Genomic DNA, 17,837 nt, shown 5'->3' on the forward strand with positions numbered 1-17,837 from the left:
TGCCGTAATCGGGTTGCTCAGGACCAGACGGAACCTTGAAAGGCACCTATCGGGAGCTTGAGGTAGCGAAGGCCGTTCCCTTCGGGTTCCGGTAGCCGGCCGCCGTTGATGTTGACCTGCAGCGCGTGAAGTATGAGCTTCGGCATTGGCAGCGTCCGATCACGTGCCTCTCGAAGGGCGACGAACGCGTCGGCGCAAGCACATTGCGCGACATGGATGTTTTCCGCTCTCTGACGTTCCACTGTGCTTTCCCAGAGCGGCGCCCGGCCGCCGGGCTGATAGTCGTGTCCCACGAAGACGCGCGTATCGCCGGGTAACGTCAGGATGTTCTGAATACTCGACCAGAGAGACCTGGCGCTACCGCCTGGAAAGTCCGCACGGGCAGTGCCGCTGTCCGGCATGAAGACAGTGTCGTGAACGAACACCGCGTCGCCCGCCGTGTAGGTGATCGAGGCAAGGGTGTGGCCGGGCGAATACATGACGCCGACTTCGATGTTCCCAATAGAGAAGGTCTCTCCATCGAAGAAGAGCCGATCCCACTGACTGCCGTCGACGCGCAATGCTGGCCAGTTGTAGATCTTCGACCAGATTTTCTGAACATCCGTGATGCGGCTTCCGATGGCCGTCGGCGCGCCGGTCAGCTCCTTCAGATAGGCGGCGGCCGAAAGGTGATCGGCATGCGGATGCGTGTCGAGGATCCAGTGCAGGCGCAGGTCCTGGTCCCTGATGTGGTCCAACAGCATCTCGGCGTTGTGGGTCGTCGTCGATCCTGACTTCTCATCGAAGTCGAGAACCGGATCGATGATTGCACAGGCCTTGGTTTGCGGATCGCTGACCACGTATTGGATCGAGGAGGTACGCGGGTCGAAGAAGGCGGCGACATCAGGTCTACGCACAGACCGCCTCCTGTCGACCGGGCGCCACCGGTGAGAAAATCGCCCGCGCCGGATCGAAGGTGTAGTGCCCGACATACGCCGATGCATCCCGCGCGAGTTGCGCGACCGAACCCAGAATAAAGGCAACCGTTTCGTCCGATGCCAGGACGCTCAAGTTGAGCCGCGTGAATCCGGGTTTCTCGATCTCGTTGCCAGCCAAGATCGCCTGCCGCATGCGCTCCGACGTCCGGGTGTCTATCGAAAGCAGCCGATGCACGTAGGGACCAGCGCAGGCGCAGCCGCCACGGGCCTGAATGCCAAACCGGTCGCTGAGCATGCGGGTGACCAATTGCTGGTGGATGTAGCCACCCTTGCCATCGCGCACGCGAAACGAAAAGATCGGCAAGCGTGCGATCGAGGTGGAGCCAAGCAGTTCGATCTCCGAAACCTCCTTCCACGCGGTGAAGGCGCGCCGCGTATACTCGTCATTCAGCCGCTTGATTGCATCAAGTCCGATCGCATCCTTGACGAGGAAGGCGAGCGCCGCACGGATGTCGCCGATGACGTTGGGTGTTCCCGCTTCCTCCCGAGACTCCAGACTGTCGCTGTAATCGTGCCCCGTGGGGGAAACGAATTTCACCGTGCCGCCCCCGGGCCAGGATGGCTTGCTCGTCACTACCGCGTCCTGCCGCACGACCAATATCCCGGAGGCTCCTGGGCCGCCCAGGAACTTGTGAGGAGACACGACGATTGCGTCGATTTCGGCGCCAAGCTCGGGCGTCATCGCAATCGGCACGTATGGTCCGGCCCCCGCATAGTCCCAGACGACTTTGGCGCCGGCGGCCTTTGCAATCTTTGTGAAAGCCCCGACGTCGGTCAGGATGCCGGTGACGTTCGATGCCGCAGAGAACGAGCAAACGGTCAGATCTGCGGGCGCGCTCTCAAGTGCCTTCTGCAACATGACCGGATCGGGACCACCGTCGTTGCCCTCGGCAATTACGATGACCTCCGCTCCGCTCTCGCGCCAAGGCAGGATGTTGGAGTGGTGTTCATATGGGCCAAGGACGACGCGTACGCTTTTGCCGGCCGCGATCGCGTCGGTGACGCCCAGCAGGTTCACCAGGCGATTGAGGCCCGCCGTCGCGCCGGATCCGGCAAAGACGACGGCATGCTGTCGATCAGCTCCGCAAAGCTCTCCAATGATTGAGCGGGCTTCCCGTCGAAGGCGGGTCATCATCCCTCCGCAGTAGGACGCCTCCGTATGGCTGTTCGCGTAGTAGGGAAGGACGTCTTCGAGGATGAATTCTTCGATCTGTCTGAGGGCGCGTCCCGAAGCCACATAGTCGGCATAGACGAGGTCCTTGGGACCGAACGGGCCGTCGACCTTCGCCTTTGAGCCTATCAGCCCCGCCCTGAACCTTCCGATGGGGTCATCTCGGTTGAGATCACTCTTGAACTTGCCGAGAACAGTGGAGAGTTCTTTTGATGGATAGCGCGCAGCCAGTTCGTGCATCGTCATTCTCCGCGAAGGATTTGACAACGATTCTAATCTGCATCACCGTTGAAAACTTCACCGATTTTTTGGAAGACCACGGCAGAATTGGGTCATATGATCGATAACAGTTTGAAAATTGACGAAATTGATCTGAGAATTCTGACGTGCATGCAGCGGGATTCTTCGCTTTCTCAACGTGACTTGGCCGAGCAGGTCGGACTGTCGCAGAATGCTTGCTGGCGCCGGCTTCAGCGCCTTTACGCGACAGGTGTCATCAAAGGATCGCGCGCCTCCATCGATTTCGAGGTGCTCGGTTTTGATCTCACGGTGATCGTCATGATCCGAACTCGCCATCATTCAAAGGAATGGTCGGAAAATTTTCGCAAGCACGTCGACCGGATGCCGGAAGTCGTCGATTTTTACCGAATAGGCGGCGACTGGGACTACCTGATCAAGGTCATCACCAAAGGAATGTCGGGCTATGACGCTTTCTACCAGAAGCTGATAACGAATTTCGATCTTGCGACAGTGACTGGCTATTTTTCGATGGAAGCAATCATAAGCAATCGCGCTGTGGACCTGATGCGCATGCGGTAACGCCTGCGCCGGTTCCGCGGTGCACCCCCGAGCGGCGTGGCACTCAAACCTGACCGCACAATTCCGGGGTTAGGTACGAATGCCAGCGGCCACACTGCCCCGTCGCACCGCCGTGTCGTCGTTGGCTACGACGAGTTCACGTCCGGGCGCGACGGATCAACTCCAGACCGCGACGCGATGCGGGCCTTCTGCCTGCCGAGGCACCTAGTCCATTACTGGTTCGCCGAGCGTATGCATCAGCCGGTTCGCCCAGCCGAATATGGCGGACGACAGTACGAGGTCCAGGGCTTCAAGCTCGGAAAGACCGACGTCCGTCAGCGCCTGCGCGTCAGCTTGCGTTGCTTCCGGCGGCGTCGTCGACAGATGTGCGGAGAAATCGAAGATGGCTTGAAGGTGCTCATCGAGTTCGGCGTCGAGCCCATCGGCGAAAATGGCGTCGATCACGTCAGCCCGCTTGGTATGGCTGATGAAGCGGGAGGCATGCACGGCGGCGCAGTAGACGCAGCGATTGACCACGGAAGCAGCAGTGGCGCCTAGTTCGCGTTCTCCCGGAGAAAGCCCGTCCTTCCCGTACATAATCAGGTTGAACAGGGGTGAGCGGACGGCGAGGGATTCCGGGTCATGCGCAAGCGTCAGGACGTAGGGGGAGATGCCCTTGTTGGAGGGCGTGACCTGCATTGCCTCCCGCTGCTCGGAGGTCGCAGTTTCAAGATCGACTGGAATGACATAAGGCTGCCAGCGCGGAACCTGAGTGGTGAAGGTATGGACGACTTCGCTCATTGTCTTCCTCCGATCAGCGCCAGCCCTGCAATGACGCGAGCCTGATAATTTACGAAGGCCGCAAGCTCCGACAGCCGGACGATGTCGGCGTCGGTCATTCCCGCACTGCGCAATCGTTCTATGTGGTCGCGGGTCGCTTCCCGCGGCGCCACCGTCAGTCGGTCCGCATGGCGGACGATCTCTGCGATGCGCTCATCGGTTGCGCTAGTACCTGGCGTGGCGAGCGGCGCTGTCGATGTCTCGGCGGCACGTTTTACCAGTTCGTCGTAGTGCTTCGCCAGTTTTTCATTGTGGTTATGACGGGCCATACGGGCGGCAAGCGCCGCCCTGAGGCCATGCGACAGGCCACCGGGATCACGCGGAAGGAGGACTGCGTCGTGGGCGGCTTCGCTGAGACGCAGGATCTCCGCGCGCTTTTCCATGGCCTCGGCAAGGGCCGAGCCGGGTCTGACGGCGGTAAGAGTTTCGATAAGCGTCAAGGCAGGCTCCTTTGCATCTCGCGGGAGAGTATTAGATAGGTGAAAAGTTCATTATGTCAAAATAGCATTGAGGCTTGCAATCAATGCGAAATAATAATCTACTATCCGCTCAAGTTATGGAAGGCTCATGCTTCCAAAGCATGGATGGGGGTGGTTCATGTTGCATATGAATAAAAACCCGATCGACATCCGGCAGCTCGAAGCCTTTGCGGCAGTGATGTCGGCTGGCAGCGTCACCGGTGCAGCCCGGCTGCTCGGCCGTTCGCAGCCGGCCGTGACCCGGCAGATCCAGGATCTGGAGGCCGATCTGGGCTATGCGCTCCTCCACCGAAGCGGTCCGCGCATCCAGCCGACGTCGCGCGGTTTACGCTTCCATGCCGAGGTCGAACGTCATCTCGCCAGCCTGACGCACATCCGCGAACGGGCCGAGGCAATCGGTCTCGACGAGCCCGCGACCCTGACCATCGCCGCAACGCCATCCCTTGCTGCAGGAATCCTGCCGCAGGCTTTGGCGGCCCTCTCGCCCGGCCTGATCCCGCGTCATCTCCACGTCCAGGCGCTCGCCGCCGAAAACGTCGTGCAGGCGGTTCTCGCCCGGTCGGCCGATCTTGGCATATCAAGCCTGCCGCTCGAACATCCCGGTCTCGACATCCACTGGATCGCGGAAGCACCGTGCGTGATCGCCATCGGCGCCGACGATCCTCTCGCTGCGAATGACGTCGTTCGCCTGGCCGATCTCGCGGAGCATCGCATCATCACGCTCGCAAACCCCTATCGGCTTCGTCATCGCGTCGACGAGGCGATGGAACGGGCAGGGGTGGCGCCGGATCGCATCATCGACGTCAACGCCTCGCTGACTGCCCTCTCGTTGGTGCGCGCAGGACTTGGCATTGCCATCGTCGAGCCGGCGACCGTCTGCGGCGTGCCCCTCGATGGCATCGTCATGCGCGCGCTCGACCAGGCCATCCCGTTCCTGTTCGGTGCGATCTCCGCGGCGGCGTTGCCGCTCGCGCCGACAGTCGCCGCCGCAATCGATGCCGCGCGGACGGAAGCGCTGAAGATGCCCGGCTGCCGCCTGCTGGAGGCAAATGGTATCGAAACCTTGGCGGACACGGTTTACGGGCAGGCGGCAATTCCCGAAGGAGCGCCTGCATGAGCGAGCTTGCCACACATCCTGACAATCTTGACGCCCTCGAAGCGCGTCTGCGTCAGGACCTCGCCTGGCTGGAGCTGCCTGCCAAGGCTTGGGTTCCCGCCCGTGAAGTCGATGGCCAGCCCGTCACCGACGTCGTCATCATCGGCGGCGGCATGGCGGGTCTCGTTGCCTCCGGAATGCTGAAGCGTCTCGGCGTTGCCAACCATGTCGTCCTCGACAAGGCAATTGCTGGCCGCGAAGGTCCGTGGGCCACCTTCGCCCGGATGCGTACGCTTCGTTCGCCAAAACAGCTTACCGGCCCTGCCATGGGCCTGCCAGCGCTGACCTTTCGGGCCTATTACGAAGCGCGCTTCGGCCGTGATGCGTGGGACGCGCTCGAGCGTGCGCCGCGCGAGACGTGGATGGAATATCTGATCTGGTATCGAAAGGTGCTGGAGCTGCCGGTGCGCAACGGCGTGACGGTCGATGCGATCCTCCCGCGCGAGGACGGCATGCTCGACCTCCTCTGCAGCCAGGGCGACGCCAAGGAAACGGTTATCTGCCGCCACGTCGTGTTGGCAACCGGGCGCGACGGCCTCGGTGGCCCCTACGTGCCCGACATCGCCGAACATATCGACAGAAAATTCTGGGCGCACACCGCCGACGAGATCGATTTTGGGGCGCTCCGCGGCAAGCGGGTTGGCGTGATCGGCGCCGGCGCCTCGGCGATGGACAACGCGGCGTCCGCGCTCGAAGCCGGAGCCGCCCGTCTCGATATGTTCGTCCGCCGGAAGGCGCTGCCGCGGATCAACAAGTTCACCGGCATCGGCAGCCAAGGGGTCGTGCATGGATTTGCAGGCCTTCCCGACGAGTGGAAGTGGCGCTTCCTGAACTATGCCATGGGCCAGCAGACGCCGCCGCCACGCCCGAGCGTGCTGCGCGTCAGTTCATTCGAGCAGGCTCACCTTCATCTCGAAAGCCCAATCGGCGGGCTGCGCCAGGAAGACGACCATGTCGTTGTGACCACCCGTCGCGCAAGCTACCCGGTCGACTTCCTGATCTTCGGCACGGGCTTCAAGATCGACCTGAGCAATCGGCCGGAACTGGCCGCTTTGGAACCATGCATCCGTTTCTGGCGAGACCGCTTTCCGACGCCGGCCGGGATGGCGAATGCGGAACTTGAAGGTTCGCCCGATCTCGGAGAGGCTTTCGAATTTCGTGAGCGGGAACCGGGCTCGTGCCCGGCTCTGGCGAAGATCCATTGCTTCAATTTCCCGGCGACGCTCAGCCACGGCAAGCTCACAGGTGACATTCCCGCAATCAGCGAGGGCGCGGACCGCCTGGCGCGCGGCATCGTCAGATCGCTCTTCGTTGCCGACCGTGAAAGGCACTTCGCAAACCTGCAGGCCTTCGACACGCCGGAACTTCTCGGAGACGAATGGGCCGATGACAATACCGAAGCGCTTCCCGAACTATCTTCCGAAAGGACCTGAGACCCGCAATGCTTGAGATCAAGAACCTGAAGCTGTCTTACGGTCGCACCCAGATCCTGAATGGCGTCGATCTCTCGGTGAAACGAGGTGACGTGGTTTCGATCATCGGTCCCAGCGGAACCGGCAAGACGACGCTGTTGAAGTGCATCAACCACCTTGCGAAGCCGGTATCCGGAACGATTGCCCTTGACGATATCAGGATGGACTTCGCGCGGCCGGACAAGGCTGCCGTTCGGGCGATCCGTCTGCGCACCGCGATGGTGTTCCAGCAGTTCAACGTCTTCAAGAACATGACGGTCATCCAGAACGTCATGGATCCGCTGGTGGTCGTACAGGGCAAGGCGAGGGACGAAGCCCGCGCCATCGCGCTGCAGGAGCTCGAGCGGGTAGGGCTTTCAGACAAACTCGACAACTATCCGTCGCAGCTTTCCGGCGGCCAGCTCCAGAGAACGGGCATCGCCAGAGCGCTCGCGGTCAAACCGGACGTGATGTTGTTCGACGAGCCGACCTCGTCGCTCGATCCCGAACTCGTAAACGAGGTCCTCAAGGTGATCAAGGATGTCACCACCTCGGGCATCACCTCGCTTCTCGTCACGCACGAGATGCAGTTCGCCAAGAACATTTCAAACCGCATCGTCTTCATGGACCGGGGTGTCGTCGCAGCCGACGGCAGTCCGTCTGAAATCTTCGATTCGCCTTCCAACCCGCGCCTCGCCCAGTTTCTCAATTCCGAACGCGCGATCCAGTAAGAAAGGATGCCTGAAATGACTTCCATGAGTTCAATCTCGCGCCGTGGTCTCGGTCTCGCCGTAGCAGGCGTCGCGATCGCGTTCGCAACCGCCTCCTTCGCCGAAGATGTTCGGACGATCAAGATCGCCACCGCGGCGGAATCCAAGCCCCTCTCCTGGGGCGCGATCGGCGTCGAACCGCAGGGCTACGAGCCCGACGTCCTGAAGGCGATCAACGCCAAGCTGCCGCAGTACAAGTTCGTGATGGAAGGCGCTGCCGATATCGCCCAGGAGACGGGTCTTGCGACCGGCAAATACGATATCGCTACCGGCGGCTACTACCGTGCGCCCGCCCGCGAGAAGCAGTTCCTCATTCCGGAAGCGCCGATCGGCGCCAGCCTGATCAAGATCTACAGCCGCAAGGACAGCGGCATCAAAGAGATGAAGGATCTCGTCGGTAAGAAGATCGTGCCGGTGACGGCCGGCGGTGGCATCTACAAGTTCGCGACCGCATGGCAGGAACAGAACCCCGACTACAAGATCGAGATCACCGCTTCGAGCGCCGGCATTCCCTATCCGGATCGCCTGAAGGAGGTCGAGAACGGCAAGTATGATGCGCTCGTCCTGCCATCGAATCTCGGCGAGCAGACGGTGATCGACCAGCAGAAGCTGAACGTCCAGGCAAGTGAGCCGGTCGCGATCAACAACACCTTCGTGCTCATCCACCGCTCGGAAGAAAACAAGGCGCTCGCCGACGGCATCGACAAGGCTTTGAAGGAGCTCAAGGCCGACGGCACACTCGCCAAGCTCTCGCAGAAATGGTTCGGCGAGGACATCACCACCTACATGAAGTAACGGCTTCGAAGCCGGCGACCAGGCCACTGACTGACAGAAGGAGTGTTCCCAAGTGGACCTATCCATCATGATCCCGGAGCTGCTCTCGGCGCTGCCTCTGACGCTTGCGATCACGTTCACGGCGATGATCGCCGGCTTCGTGCTGGCCTTGATTACGACGACGTTCCGCGTGCGCAGGATTGCAGTGATCAGCCAGCTGGCCGACCTCTATGTGTCCTACGCGCGGAGCGTTCCTGTGGTTCTGCAGCTGTTCGTGGCCTTTTATGGTCTTCCGGTGCTTGTCGGCCTTTTCGGCATCGACGACTTCGTCTCGCCGACGATCGCTGCCATCCTGGGCCTCAGCCTCTATCACGGCGGCTATCTGTCGGAAGTCATGCGTCCGGCCTTTCTTGCCGTCGAGCGCGGGCAGCATGACGCGGCCGACAGCCTCGGTTATACGTTCCGACAGAAGCTGGTGCGCGTCGTCGCGCCGCAGGCGGTGCATATTGCGCTTCCCGGCTACGGAAACTCGATCATCTACCTCATCCATAACGTGGCCCTGGTCATGTACATCGGCGCGGCCGACGTGATGGCGACCGCCCACCTCGTCATGGAGCGAGACTACAACCAGTATCAGTTCGAAACCTACCTCGTATTGGCGGTGCTCTATTCGGTCCTCTGTCTGGCCGCCTGGCTGATCGTCCGTTTCTTCGAGCTTCGTTCCGCGAAGTTCGCTCCGAGTGCTGCGCCCGCCCGGCCCGCGCTGATGGCAAGCGTCTGATCCAAGGAAGGAGCACACCATGTTCGATATCGAAGTTCTTCTTCCCGACCTCCGGGACATCCTGGGCGCAGTGCCCCTGACGCTTGCCATGGCGCTCGCAATCTTCGTGCTTTCGACGATCATCGGCAGCCTCTTCGCCATGGTCGAGTACCGTCGGGTCCCCGTCCTTCGCCAGCTCGTCGTCGCCTACAAGGTGGCGTTCAAGGGGGTCCCGATGGTGGTGGTGATCTTCCTTGCCTATTATGGACTTCCGTCGGCGCTGCAGTTCCTGACGTCGCTCGTCGGTGTGGAGTACAATGGTCACTCGACGCCGAACTGGGTGACGCTCATCGTCGCCCTGACGGCCTGTGTCGCGGCCTTCCAGGCGGAGGTGGTCAAGGGCGCGCTGAACTCGTTCGACACGGGGCAGGCGGACGCCGCCTATTCGCTCGGCTACAAGAAGAGGCAGCTCTTCCGCCGGGTCATGCTGCCGCAGGTCATCGTCGCGGCAATCCCGGATCTCGCCAACTCCTTCATGGTGATCATGAAGGCGCTGTCGCTAGGCTTCGCTATCGAAGTAGTCGACATCTTCGCACAGTCGCAGCTGACCGCGGCGCTGAACTTCTACTATCTCGAAGCCTTCCTGGTCGCGGTGGTGATCTACATGGTGATCGCCTATGCCGTGACCCAAATCGCCGACAGAACGGAGCGAGCTCTCAGAGTACGGACCTGATGGGGCATGCGCCGCTGCAGCGGACGATGTACTTCCCACCCGCGGTAGGCAGTGCACCTCAGGATTCCTCAGGCGGCTTGAGGTGACGGAACTGCAGCAACAACAGGAGGTCGTATATGATCTTTAGGCCGGCACAGATGACAAGGGGCCAAGCCCGATAAGAGGCGGCGAAAAGAGCACCGGCCAGCGCAGGGCTGGCCGCCGATGCGAGGCTGCGCGGCACGGATGTGAAGCTAGCGGCAGCGGCTCGCTCTGCCTCGGTGACAACCGCCATCACGTAGGAAGAACGGGTTGGCACGTCCATCTGCGAAAGCGCCGCCCGAACCAGCAGCAAGGCAAGCACCAACGGCAAGGTGGGTGCGAATGCGGCAAGGCCGAGAGCTATGCTTGATGGAATGTGGGTGAACACCATGGTGTTCACGAGTCCAATTTGCTTCGATAGCCGGGCGGCGACAGGAAACGAAAACGCCGACAGCACGCCCGTCCAGAAGAAAAACACCCCAGCTTCGGACAGCGAAAGATCGAATCGTTCGAACAGCCACAGCGCGAGCAAGGATTGGACAACGAAACCTCCAGCGAAGGCATCGAGACTGAAGAGGGCTGCGAGCTTCAGGACGATGGCGCGCGAAGGTCCGAGCGCCGCAGGCTTGTGGTCTTCGTGCGTCACCGGGCGAGGCGGTATGCGGGCATAAAGAAGGCCGCCGAGAATGCCAACGAACGCGTAGAGAACGAACATCAGCCTGATCGAACTCAGTTGCGTCATCCCGAGCCGCGTCATGACGTCAGGCAGCGCCGCAGCAAGCGCGCCGCCGGCGCTTGCGAGCGCCCCGACCAGGCTGTAGCGCGCAAACATTCTCGTTCGATCGGCGTTGGTCACCTCCCGGGCAAGGACCGCATGTTCAAGTGGCACGAAGATGCTCACGCTGCCTGCCGACGGATTGATCGTGCCGGCAAAGGCGACGGCGAGCAGCAGCGCATAGTCGTTGATCATGGGCATGGCGACACCGGTGGCGACCATCAGGCCGACGGCTGCCAAAAGCAGGCGGCGGAGATCATGATGCGCGCCGAGAAATCCGATGATGATCGTCAAAAGTGCGGATCCGAAGAGGGATGCCGTCGCAATGAAGCCGACCTGCAGGGGCGAATATCCAAGAGCAAGGAGATAGACTGGCAACAGGATGGCCACGAAGCCGTCGCCGAAGTCTCGCAAGGAGCGCGCCGCAAAAAGCCATGTCGCCGGCTGAACGCTTCGCCCCTGTCCCATTGTCCTCGATCTCATCCTGCGTCGAGCCCTTGTCTCTAAAGCGCCATAGGTCCCTCGGAAGCAGAAAGGACGTTCCAGCACTCTGAAACTATGCATCGTGCTTCCGAAAATCGATTCCGATTTTCGGGGCCGATCCGCTATCCATCCGCCTTTCATGCAGGGGGCGGCTGAGTGCCGTTATTTCCGGTAAAATTTCTGCGACGCTGCGAGCGCGCGGCCGATGTCGAAGGAAGGAAGTTGCAGGGGCGTACGGGGATCACGGAAAACCAGTCCGACGAGGTTGTCTACGATGAGGACGAAGCCGAGCGCCAGACCGAGATAAAGCAGAGCGGCAATGAGCAGGAGCGATATTTCCATGGCTCACACGACTACCTTGGAAGCGCGAGTTGCAGAGGCGTGATCAAGAGCATTTTGGTACGTTCGTTCATGGCTGCTTCCCTCGTGTCGCCATAAACAGATTTTGTATGGTCTTGTTCCCGCGTTGCGGGCGAAGGCTCAAAATTTTTGGAAGCGTCATAGGTTGCAGCGTCATCCGGCCCTTGTTCACCCCCCGCGCGGAAACCCGCCTGCAAGCTTCCATATAACACAACTAATTCAAACGTATGACAAAGAGAGGCCGAAGGGCGCCACGGCGACGCCCTTTCAACAATGTCATCGGTTTTCAATATTCAGGTCGCCGTCTTGCGGCTTGCAGTCCGCTTGGGCGCCGGCGTGACGACGCCGTTCGTCTTGGCGCCTGGGGCGGCCTTCGTGGTCGTTGCGGCGCGCTTGGCCCTGGGTTTAGCCTCTTTGCCGTTGGAAGAGGCAGGAGAGCCTTCGAGCGCGTCGCGCTCGTGGCGTGCCTGTTCCCAATGGATGGAATCCCGCCCCGTCGGATAGCCCTCTTCTTCCCAGAGGGCGTATGCACGTTTTTTGATCCACTCTTCCCGAGTTTCTGCCATCGCTGATCTCCAGTCACATTTTGCCGTCGTTCGAACGCGATACTGTCAGGATGGTTCCAGAGGAGCAGCGCGGTTTCAAGCGAAATCGAACTGCAACCGCAAATATTTCGCATTGCAGCATATCAAGGTTGAGAATCGGCATTCACCGAAGCTGAAATTCCGCCGCCCTGTGCAGATCTGACACGAATGCCTGGTGCTGCCTGTCCTGCTCGGCCTCATCGCGGATTCTCAGGAGATAGGAGGGGTGGATGGTCACCAGAACCGGCGGATGGTTTGCAGGCTGCAGGATATGACCGCGCTCGGGCGTCAATTTCGCCTTCGGCCCGAGCAGCGCATAGAGGGCGCTTGCGCCAAGCGCCACCACGAGTTTCGGCTGCAGGATGTTGAGTTCCGCGCCGAGCCACCAAGCGCAACGCCTTATCTCGCCGGCATTGGGTTTCGCATGCAGCCGCCGTTTGCCGCGCGGCGTGAACTTGAAGTGCTTGACGGCATTAGTGACGTAGCAGCGTTGACGGTCCAAGCCGGCCTCATTGAGACAGAGGTCGAGCAGATGGCCTGCCGGGCCGACAAAGGGCCGGCCGGTGATATCCTCCCGGTCACCCGGCTGCTCACCGACTAGGACGATCTCGGCCTTTCCCGGACCTTCACCGAAGACGATTTGCGTCGCATTGCGATAGAGGTCACAGCGGGTGCAGTCCTCGGCCTGATGCCGGAGTTCGGCAATGCTTTCTGCATCCGCGACTTCGAGCGCCAAGGCGGGGCCGATGTTTGCGGCGATGTTCATGATGACGATCCTCATCTCCTGAGGAGGAATCGATCTCAACCGGGATTGTTCCCGCGATCGAACGGGGATTCCCGGCAAAACAATCCCGAGGAAAAATTTCGCGCCATGGGGGAGCGGCGACATAATTGAACGCCGTCGTTTCGCGGCTATATTGGCCAGCGATGTTCTATCTCCTGTCGACATACTGGCCGCATATCCTCTTTGTCGTTTCGATCGCCATGGGAGCCGCGGCGGCGATCCATGCCGCCATGACCAAGGAGGAGGTGCGCGCGGCAATCGGCTGGGTTGGCGTCATCATCCTCTCGCCTGTTGTCGGTGCGCTGTTTTATGCAATTGCCGGCATCAATCGCATCCGCCGCAAATCGCTAAGCATTCGCCGCGATGCCCTGCTGCTTGCTCCCGGGATCGATGAGCTGGAGACGTTCGATGCCGACGCCGAGACCGTGATCAGCCAGTTCGGCCGCCGCTTTGCCGCGCTGCAGACGCTTGGCGATCGCGTGACACGCAACCCGCTGACATCGGGCAATACGATCGACATGCTGGAGACCGGCGACGAGGCCTATGCCGCGATGAAATCCGCCATCGATGAAGCGAGGCGCAGCATCCTGCTCGAAACCTACATTTTCGACCGTGATGTCATCGGCCTGCGCATCGCCGACGCGCTGATTGCCGCGGTGAAGCGGGGTGTGACGGTCCGGGTGCTGATCGATGCCGTCGGCGCGCGTTATTCGGTGCCGAGCATTCTCGGCCATCTAAAGGAGGGCGGCGTCACCGTCGCCGTCTTCAACGGCAATGTCATCATGGGTTTGCGGCTGCCCTATGCCAATCTGCGCACCCACCGCAAGATCCTGATCGTCGACGGACGCATTGCGCTGACAGGCGGCATGAATATCAGGGCGGGTTTCAGTGAGGAGGCGACGGGCGAGACCTTTGCCCGTGATACGCATTTCAGCGTCACCGGCCCCGTCGTCGCCGATCTCTTCGATCTTGCCGCCGAAGACTGGCGTTTCACCACCGACGAACTGTTGAACGACGAGGCCTGGCGCATCGAGCCACCGCAGCGCAGCCCCGGCGACCCCATCCTGATGCGCATCGTCGCCTCAGGGCCGGACCGCAGCCTCGAGACCAACCATAAGATGCTGATGGGCGCCTTTTCCGTTGCGCGTCAATCGATCCGCATCATGTCGCCCTATTTCCTGCCGGACCGCGAACTCATCAGCGCGCTGGTGACGGCGGCGCGGCGCGGCGTCGAAGTCGATATCGTCGTGCCGGCTCTCAACAATCTCATGCTGGTCGACCGGGCGATGACGGCGCAATTCGATCAGATCCTCAAAAATTACTGCCGCATCTGGCGCTCGACCGGCAGCTTCAGCCATTCGAAGCTTTTGACGATCGACGGCACCTGGGCCTATGTCGGCTCTTCCAACCTCGATCCACGTTCGCTCAGGCTGAATTTCGAGGTCGATCTCGAAGTGCTGAACGAGGGCTTTGCCGCCGAGATCGACGAGCATATCGAGGAAACCCTGAAATCGGCAACGCTGGTGACGCTTGAGGGCTTGCGCGCCCGACCTTTTCCGGTGCGGCTGCTCGAGAAGATGCTGTGGTTGGGTTCGCCCTACCTTTGATTTTTTGTGCCCGGACATGGCAAGTTCAGCCTGCCTGCCTATACTGGCGAGAGAGAAGCCTTTCGATCAACGAAACAAGTGCGCCCTCCGATGCACGCCAAAAAAGAAAATCTTCCGGCCAGTATTCTCGCCTCGATCAGGAATAGGAAAAAGCGGCTTGATCCAGCCTATACGGAGACACGGCCGCGCAGCGCCGGAACGTTGATCGCCTCCTACAATGTGCACAAATGCGTCGGCACCGACCGCCGCTTCGATCCTGAACGGACCAGTCGGGTGATCCATGAAATCGGTGCCGATGTGATCGCGCTGCAGGAGGCCGATACGCGTTTTGGCGAGCGCACCGGCATCCTCGATCTCGGCCGACTGGAGCGGGAGACGGGGCTGATCCCGGTGCCGGTCGCCGGCATGGCCAAGGCGCATGGCTGGCACGGCAATGTCGTGCTGTTCAAGAAGGGGCTGGTGCATGATGTGCACCAGGTCAAGCTGCCGGGGTTGGAGCCGCGCGGCGCGCTCGTCGCCGAAATCGAGCTGGAAGAGGGCGGTGTGCTGCGCGTCATCGCCGCACACTTTGGCCTGCTGCGCCATAACAGAGCCCAGCAGGCCCGCACACTGGTAGAACTCATCAACAACAGGCACGAGATGCCGACCATCCTGCTCGGCGACCTCAACGAATGGCGGCTGGGCGACCGCTCCTCGCTCAATACCTTCCAATCCGCCTTCGGAGAGCTACCGCCTGCAGTCCCGAGCTTTCCCGCCGGCTTGCCGCTGCTCGCCCTCGACCGCATCATCGCCAATCGCAAGGGGATTATCTCCGAGGTGGAAGCGCATGACACGCCGCTCGCCCGCACCGCTTCGGATCATTTGCCGATCAAGGCGCTTGTCAACTTGAAACAGGCTGGCCGATAGATCAGCTCCAGAAAATCGCGCAGAGGCCTGCGGTCTGAACCGCGGAGCTGGTTGGCGGCTGACGCACTATAGAGCCGCAGCGGCGAGCAATTTCGTGGGAGTTCCGGCAAACCCGCCATGTAGTCTCGACGAGCCGGGTGTCGTTCTTGATCTGGATCAAGGTCATCGCGAAAGGGTGAATCTACTGTCCTCTAGTACTCTTGCGGCATCAACAACTCCGAAGGAGAACCACAATGGCGAACACAATCTTCCACACCCGTTCCGATGCGCCGACGACGACCCCTGCGCAAATTTCCGTTCCTGTTCTCAGCGCGACGGTGGCAGTTTTTGCAGCCGTATCGTTCCTGCTTTGCATGCTTCTTGGCTTCATAGCTCCCGAGTGGGGCCTCCATAGGCCGTGGCTGCAGTTCTACCTCGGGCTCACCGGCTTCGACCTTTGGAGCGTGGTGCTCGGCACGGTTCAAAGCGTCGTTTTCGGCGGCTATGCGGGCGCATTGCTCGGAGCCATCTTCAACGTCATCAGCCGCCGGTTTGGCTGATTGGCGACGCGCCGTTCGGCTCTGTCGCCCAAGCGCTGCGTCCGTCAATGGGCCGGCGGCGTGCACGCGAAGCACATAATTCGAAGTCGTCCCGCCGCCGCGTCAGCGGAAGCGTGAACTGTGACCAGCCGAAGGAGAAGACCTATGAGAGTGCCGATTAGCAACGCTGTTCTGCTGGCCGGGGCTATAACGGCCGGCACGGCAGGTATGACCTTTGCTCAGGCTAATGGACCGGATCCACACCATCCTGAAGACGCGCCGCAGACCACCTCGCCTTCGGACGTGGAGGGAATGACCGGAAGCCCGGGAGAAATGCCCGGCGCCGACATGATGCCCGGCGGAATGATGGGCCGGAACATGATGCGATCCGGCATGGGCGGCATGCCGATGATGGGCATGCGCGGACCCATGATGAAGATCATGTTCGCGATTGCTGATACCGATGGCGACGGTGCGCTTTCGTTCGATGAAGTGACCGCTATCCACAAACGGATTTTCGGCAGCGTGGACGCCAACAAGGATGGAAAGGTAACGATCGAGGAGATGCAGGCATTCTGGCGACCTTAGTCAACCCGGATGAGTAGCTCGGAACCGTGCGAATGGTCGCGCCGCCTCCGACGATGTGATAGGATCGGGCTGCATTTCACCGCGGGAGGGGTAAATGCGCCGCGTCCTTTTGACTTTGATCCTTTGCTCGCAGTCCGCATCGATGTCTGCGGCGTCCGAGCTTTCGGTTTTCCATACCGCTTCGTTCGGCAGTAGCCGCTCGGTGAGCCTCAGCCTGGCGGAGGGCAGACCAGCCCGCAACCCGACCTTCGATTTCGACGTCGTGATCATACTGTCGGAATTCGATGGTGGTGGGACAGTGCTCTATCGGGATGCAGGGAAACACCAGGCAAGCGTTCGCTGCGTTTCGCCCGCGATGGTGCGGATCAATTCCGCCGACTATGCGGTCGACGTGTCGGCGCGGCCTGGGGCCGACTGGAAGCACGATCTCTGGGCAGCGCTCTGCAACGCTCCAGTTTCATAAGCGCAGTACGACGCGGCTCGATCGGCCCAGACCTCAGCCTTTCGAAGGGCGCACCTCCATGAACACGTATGGCGCTCCGGTCTCCGAGGGGATCGCATAAACGTCATATGAGGCCGTCGGATCGTCACCCATCCCCAATGAACCGGACGGCATGCCCGGCACGGCCAGCCCCCGAAGCCGCGGCCGCTCGCGCAGCAATCGCTGGACGGCCTCGAGCGGCACGTGTCCCTCGAGGTAGTATTTCTCGACGACGGCGGTGTGGCAGCCCTCCAGATCGGCGGGCACACCCCGCCGCGCCTTGACGGCGGCGAGGTCGTCGGTGTCGCGGGCATCGACGGAAAATCCCGCCGCGGCCATCGCCTTTGACCATTCGTGGCAGCAGCCGCAGTTCGGGTCCTTGTAGACCGTCATCTTCGCCGGGCCGGCGAGGGTTGCCCGGCCGGGGAGCGCGAGGACGGACGCTGCCATCGCGATGAAGCTTCTCCTGCGCATGGTCTCCACTCCTTGATGTGCTGCCGCCCGGCTTTGAACCGGGCGGCAGTGGCACGTTATTTTACCTCGGTGACAGTCAGCTTGCCATTCACGCGTTCGGCAACGAACTCGATGCTCGAACCTTCCTTCAGCTTTTCGAGCAGCGCCTGGTCTTCGACCCGAAAGACCATCGTCATCGCCGGCATGTCGAGGTTCTTCAGGTCTTCATGCTTGATGGTGACCTTCTTAGCCTTGGCATCGACCTTGTTGACGACGCCCTTGGGGAATTCCTCAGCCAGTGCACCGAAGGCTGCTGAGGCCGAGAGCAAAGCGGCGATGCCGATTTTGATCATTGCGGATTTCATCTT

Annotated in this window: 22 protein-coding genes; 12 read left to right on the forward strand and 10 right to left on the reverse strand. The window is 61.0% G+C overall.

All coding sequences use genetic code 11. The features are described from left to right. Positions 1 to 17 precede the first annotated feature (17 nt). Both RHE_RS25160 and RHE_RS25165 read right to left on the reverse strand, forming a co-directional pair. A complete protein-coding gene (locus tag RHE_RS25160; RefSeq protein WP_086005045.1) occupies positions 18 to 896 on the reverse strand; it encodes an MBL fold metallo-hydrolase in 879 nt (292 codons plus the stop codon). Then, positions 889 to 2,388, reverse strand: coding sequence for an aminotransferase class V-fold PLP-dependent enzyme (locus RHE_RS25165; protein ID WP_011428075.1), 1,500 nt, complete (start codon positions 2,386 to 2,388; stop codon positions 889 to 891). The genes RHE_RS25160 and RHE_RS25165 overlap by 8 nt, the downstream gene beginning before the upstream one ends. Positions 2,389 to 2,484: 96 nt before the next feature. Between RHE_RS25165 and RHE_RS25170 the strand changes: the two genes are divergently transcribed. Then, positions 2,485 to 2,967 (forward strand): Lrp/AsnC family transcriptional regulator, encoded by a 483-nt coding sequence (locus RHE_RS25170; protein ID WP_011428076.1) that lies wholly within the window; start codon positions 2,485 to 2,487, stop codon positions 2,965 to 2,967. Between the two features lie 204 nt (positions 2,968 to 3,171). Here the strand turns inward: RHE_RS25170 and RHE_RS25175 are convergent, their stop codons facing one another. Both RHE_RS25175 and RHE_RS25180 read right to left on the reverse strand, forming a co-directional pair. Next, positions 3,172 to 3,747, reverse strand: a complete 576-nt coding sequence (locus RHE_RS25175; RefSeq protein WP_011428077.1) for a peroxidase-related enzyme — start codon at positions 3,745 to 3,747, stop codon at positions 3,172 to 3,174. Further along, complete coding sequence (locus RHE_RS25180) at positions 3,744 to 4,226, reverse strand: CMD domain-containing protein (RefSeq protein ID WP_011428078.1); 483 nt, start codon at positions 4,224 to 4,226, stop codon at positions 3,744 to 3,746. The genes RHE_RS25175 and RHE_RS25180 overlap by 4 nt, the downstream gene beginning before the upstream one ends. Before the next feature lie 166 nt (positions 4,227 to 4,392). Here RHE_RS25180 and RHE_RS25185 point away from each other — a divergent pair, with 166 nt between their 5' ends. From RHE_RS25185 to RHE_RS25210, 6 genes are read left to right on the forward strand one after another with little or no spacing between them, the layout of a single operon-like run. Then, complete coding sequence (locus RHE_RS25185) at positions 4,393 to 5,382, forward strand: LysR family transcriptional regulator (RefSeq protein WP_082239851.1); 990 nt, start codon at positions 4,393 to 4,395, stop codon at positions 5,380 to 5,382. Beyond that, positions 5,379 to 6,854, forward strand: coding sequence for an NAD(P)-binding domain-containing protein (locus tag RHE_RS25190; RefSeq protein WP_011428080.1), 1,476 nt, complete (start codon positions 5,379 to 5,381; stop codon positions 6,852 to 6,854). Before RHE_RS25185 ends, RHE_RS25190 begins: the two co-directional genes overlap by 4 nt. A gap of 8 nt (positions 6,855 to 6,862) precedes the next feature. Then, a complete protein-coding gene (locus RHE_RS25195; RefSeq protein ID WP_011428081.1) occupies positions 6,863 to 7,603 on the forward strand; it encodes an amino acid ABC transporter ATP-binding protein in 741 nt (246 codons plus the stop codon). A 15-nt stretch (positions 7,604 to 7,618) separates the two neighbouring features. Beyond that, the gene (locus RHE_RS25200; protein WP_011428082.1) at positions 7,619 to 8,437 is read left to right on the forward strand and encodes an amino acid ABC transporter substrate-binding protein; all 819 of its coding nucleotides are present in this window, start codon (positions 7,619 to 7,621) and stop codon (positions 8,435 to 8,437) included. 52 nt (positions 8,438 to 8,489) lie between these two features. Then, complete coding sequence (locus tag RHE_RS25205; RefSeq protein ID WP_042119883.1) at positions 8,490 to 9,197, forward strand: amino acid ABC transporter permease; 708 nt, start codon at positions 8,490 to 8,492, stop codon at positions 9,195 to 9,197. Between the two features lie 19 nt (positions 9,198 to 9,216). Beyond that, on the forward strand, positions 9,217 to 9,909 hold the full coding sequence (locus tag RHE_RS25210; protein WP_011428084.1) for an amino acid ABC transporter permease: 693 nt from the start codon (positions 9,217 to 9,219) through the stop codon (positions 9,907 to 9,909). 58 nt (positions 9,910 to 9,967) lie between these two features. Here RHE_RS25210 and RHE_RS25215 read toward each other — a convergent pair whose 3' ends face one another. The 4 genes from RHE_RS25215 to RHE_RS25230 form a co-directional block, all read right to left on the reverse strand. Further along, positions 9,968 to 11,173 carry an MFS transporter gene (locus tag RHE_RS25215; RefSeq protein ID WP_042119885.1) on the reverse strand — a complete coding sequence of 402 codons (1,206 nt, stop codon included), beginning with the start codon at positions 11,171 to 11,173 and terminating at the stop codon, positions 9,968 to 9,970. Positions 11,174 to 11,350: 177 nt separating this feature from the next. Further along, entirely contained in the window at positions 11,351 to 11,530 is a 180-nt protein-coding gene (locus RHE_RS25220) for a hypothetical protein (protein ID WP_020923103.1), read from the reverse strand. Between the two features lie 311 nt (positions 11,531 to 11,841). Next, positions 11,842 to 12,114: a DUF2934 domain-containing protein gene (locus tag RHE_RS25225; RefSeq protein ID WP_020923104.1), complete on the reverse strand. Its 273-nt coding sequence runs from the start codon at positions 12,112 to 12,114 to the stop codon at positions 11,842 to 11,844. Positions 12,115 to 12,256: 142 nt separating this feature from the next. Then, positions 12,257 to 12,898, reverse strand: coding sequence for a UdgX family uracil-DNA binding protein (locus RHE_RS25230; RefSeq protein WP_011428086.1), 642 nt, complete (start codon positions 12,896 to 12,898; stop codon positions 12,257 to 12,259). 161 nt (positions 12,899 to 13,059) lie between these two features. On the opposite strand from RHE_RS25230, the gene RHE_RS25235 reads away from it, so the two are divergent. The 5 genes from RHE_RS25235 (at position 13,060) to RHE_RS25255 (ending at position 16,998) form a co-directional block, all read left to right on the forward strand. Further along, positions 13,060 to 14,523, forward strand: a complete 1,464-nt coding sequence (locus tag RHE_RS25235) for a phospholipase D-like domain-containing protein (RefSeq protein ID WP_042119922.1) — start codon at positions 13,060 to 13,062, stop codon at positions 14,521 to 14,523. A gap of 90 nt (positions 14,524 to 14,613) precedes the next feature. Further along, complete coding sequence (locus RHE_RS25240; protein ID WP_011428088.1) at positions 14,614 to 15,429, forward strand: endonuclease/exonuclease/phosphatase family protein; 816 nt, start codon at positions 14,614 to 14,616, stop codon at positions 15,427 to 15,429. 233 nt (positions 15,430 to 15,662) lie between these two features. After that, positions 15,663 to 15,968: a hypothetical protein gene (locus RHE_RS25245; protein ID WP_020923106.1), complete on the forward strand. Its 306-nt coding sequence runs from the start codon at positions 15,663 to 15,665 to the stop codon at positions 15,966 to 15,968. 144 nt (positions 15,969 to 16,112) lie between these two features. Further along, positions 16,113 to 16,535, forward strand: coding sequence for an EF-hand domain-containing protein (locus RHE_RS25250; RefSeq protein ID WP_011428090.1), 423 nt, complete (start codon positions 16,113 to 16,115; stop codon positions 16,533 to 16,535). A gap of 94 nt (positions 16,536 to 16,629) precedes the next feature. Continuing rightward, complete coding sequence (locus RHE_RS25255) at positions 16,630 to 16,998, forward strand: hypothetical protein (protein ID WP_011428091.1); 369 nt, start codon at positions 16,630 to 16,632, stop codon at positions 16,996 to 16,998. Between the two features lie 33 nt (positions 16,999 to 17,031). Here the strand turns inward: RHE_RS25255 and RHE_RS25260 are convergent, their stop codons facing one another. Both RHE_RS25260 and RHE_RS25265 read right to left on the reverse strand, forming a co-directional pair. Then, positions 17,032 to 17,490, reverse strand: coding sequence for a DUF411 domain-containing protein (locus RHE_RS25260; RefSeq protein WP_011428092.1), 459 nt, complete (start codon positions 17,488 to 17,490; stop codon positions 17,032 to 17,034). Between the two features lie 56 nt (positions 17,491 to 17,546). Continuing rightward, a complete protein-coding gene (locus tag RHE_RS25265) occupies positions 17,547 to 17,834 on the reverse strand; it encodes a copper-binding protein (protein WP_011428093.1) in 288 nt (95 codons plus the stop codon). Positions 17,835 to 17,837: the final 3 nt, after the last annotated feature.

The sequence above is a fragment of the Rhizobium etli CFN 42 genome, from assembly GCF_000092045.1.
Classification (GTDB): Bacteria; Pseudomonadota; Alphaproteobacteria; order Rhizobiales; family Rhizobiaceae; genus Rhizobium; species Rhizobium etli.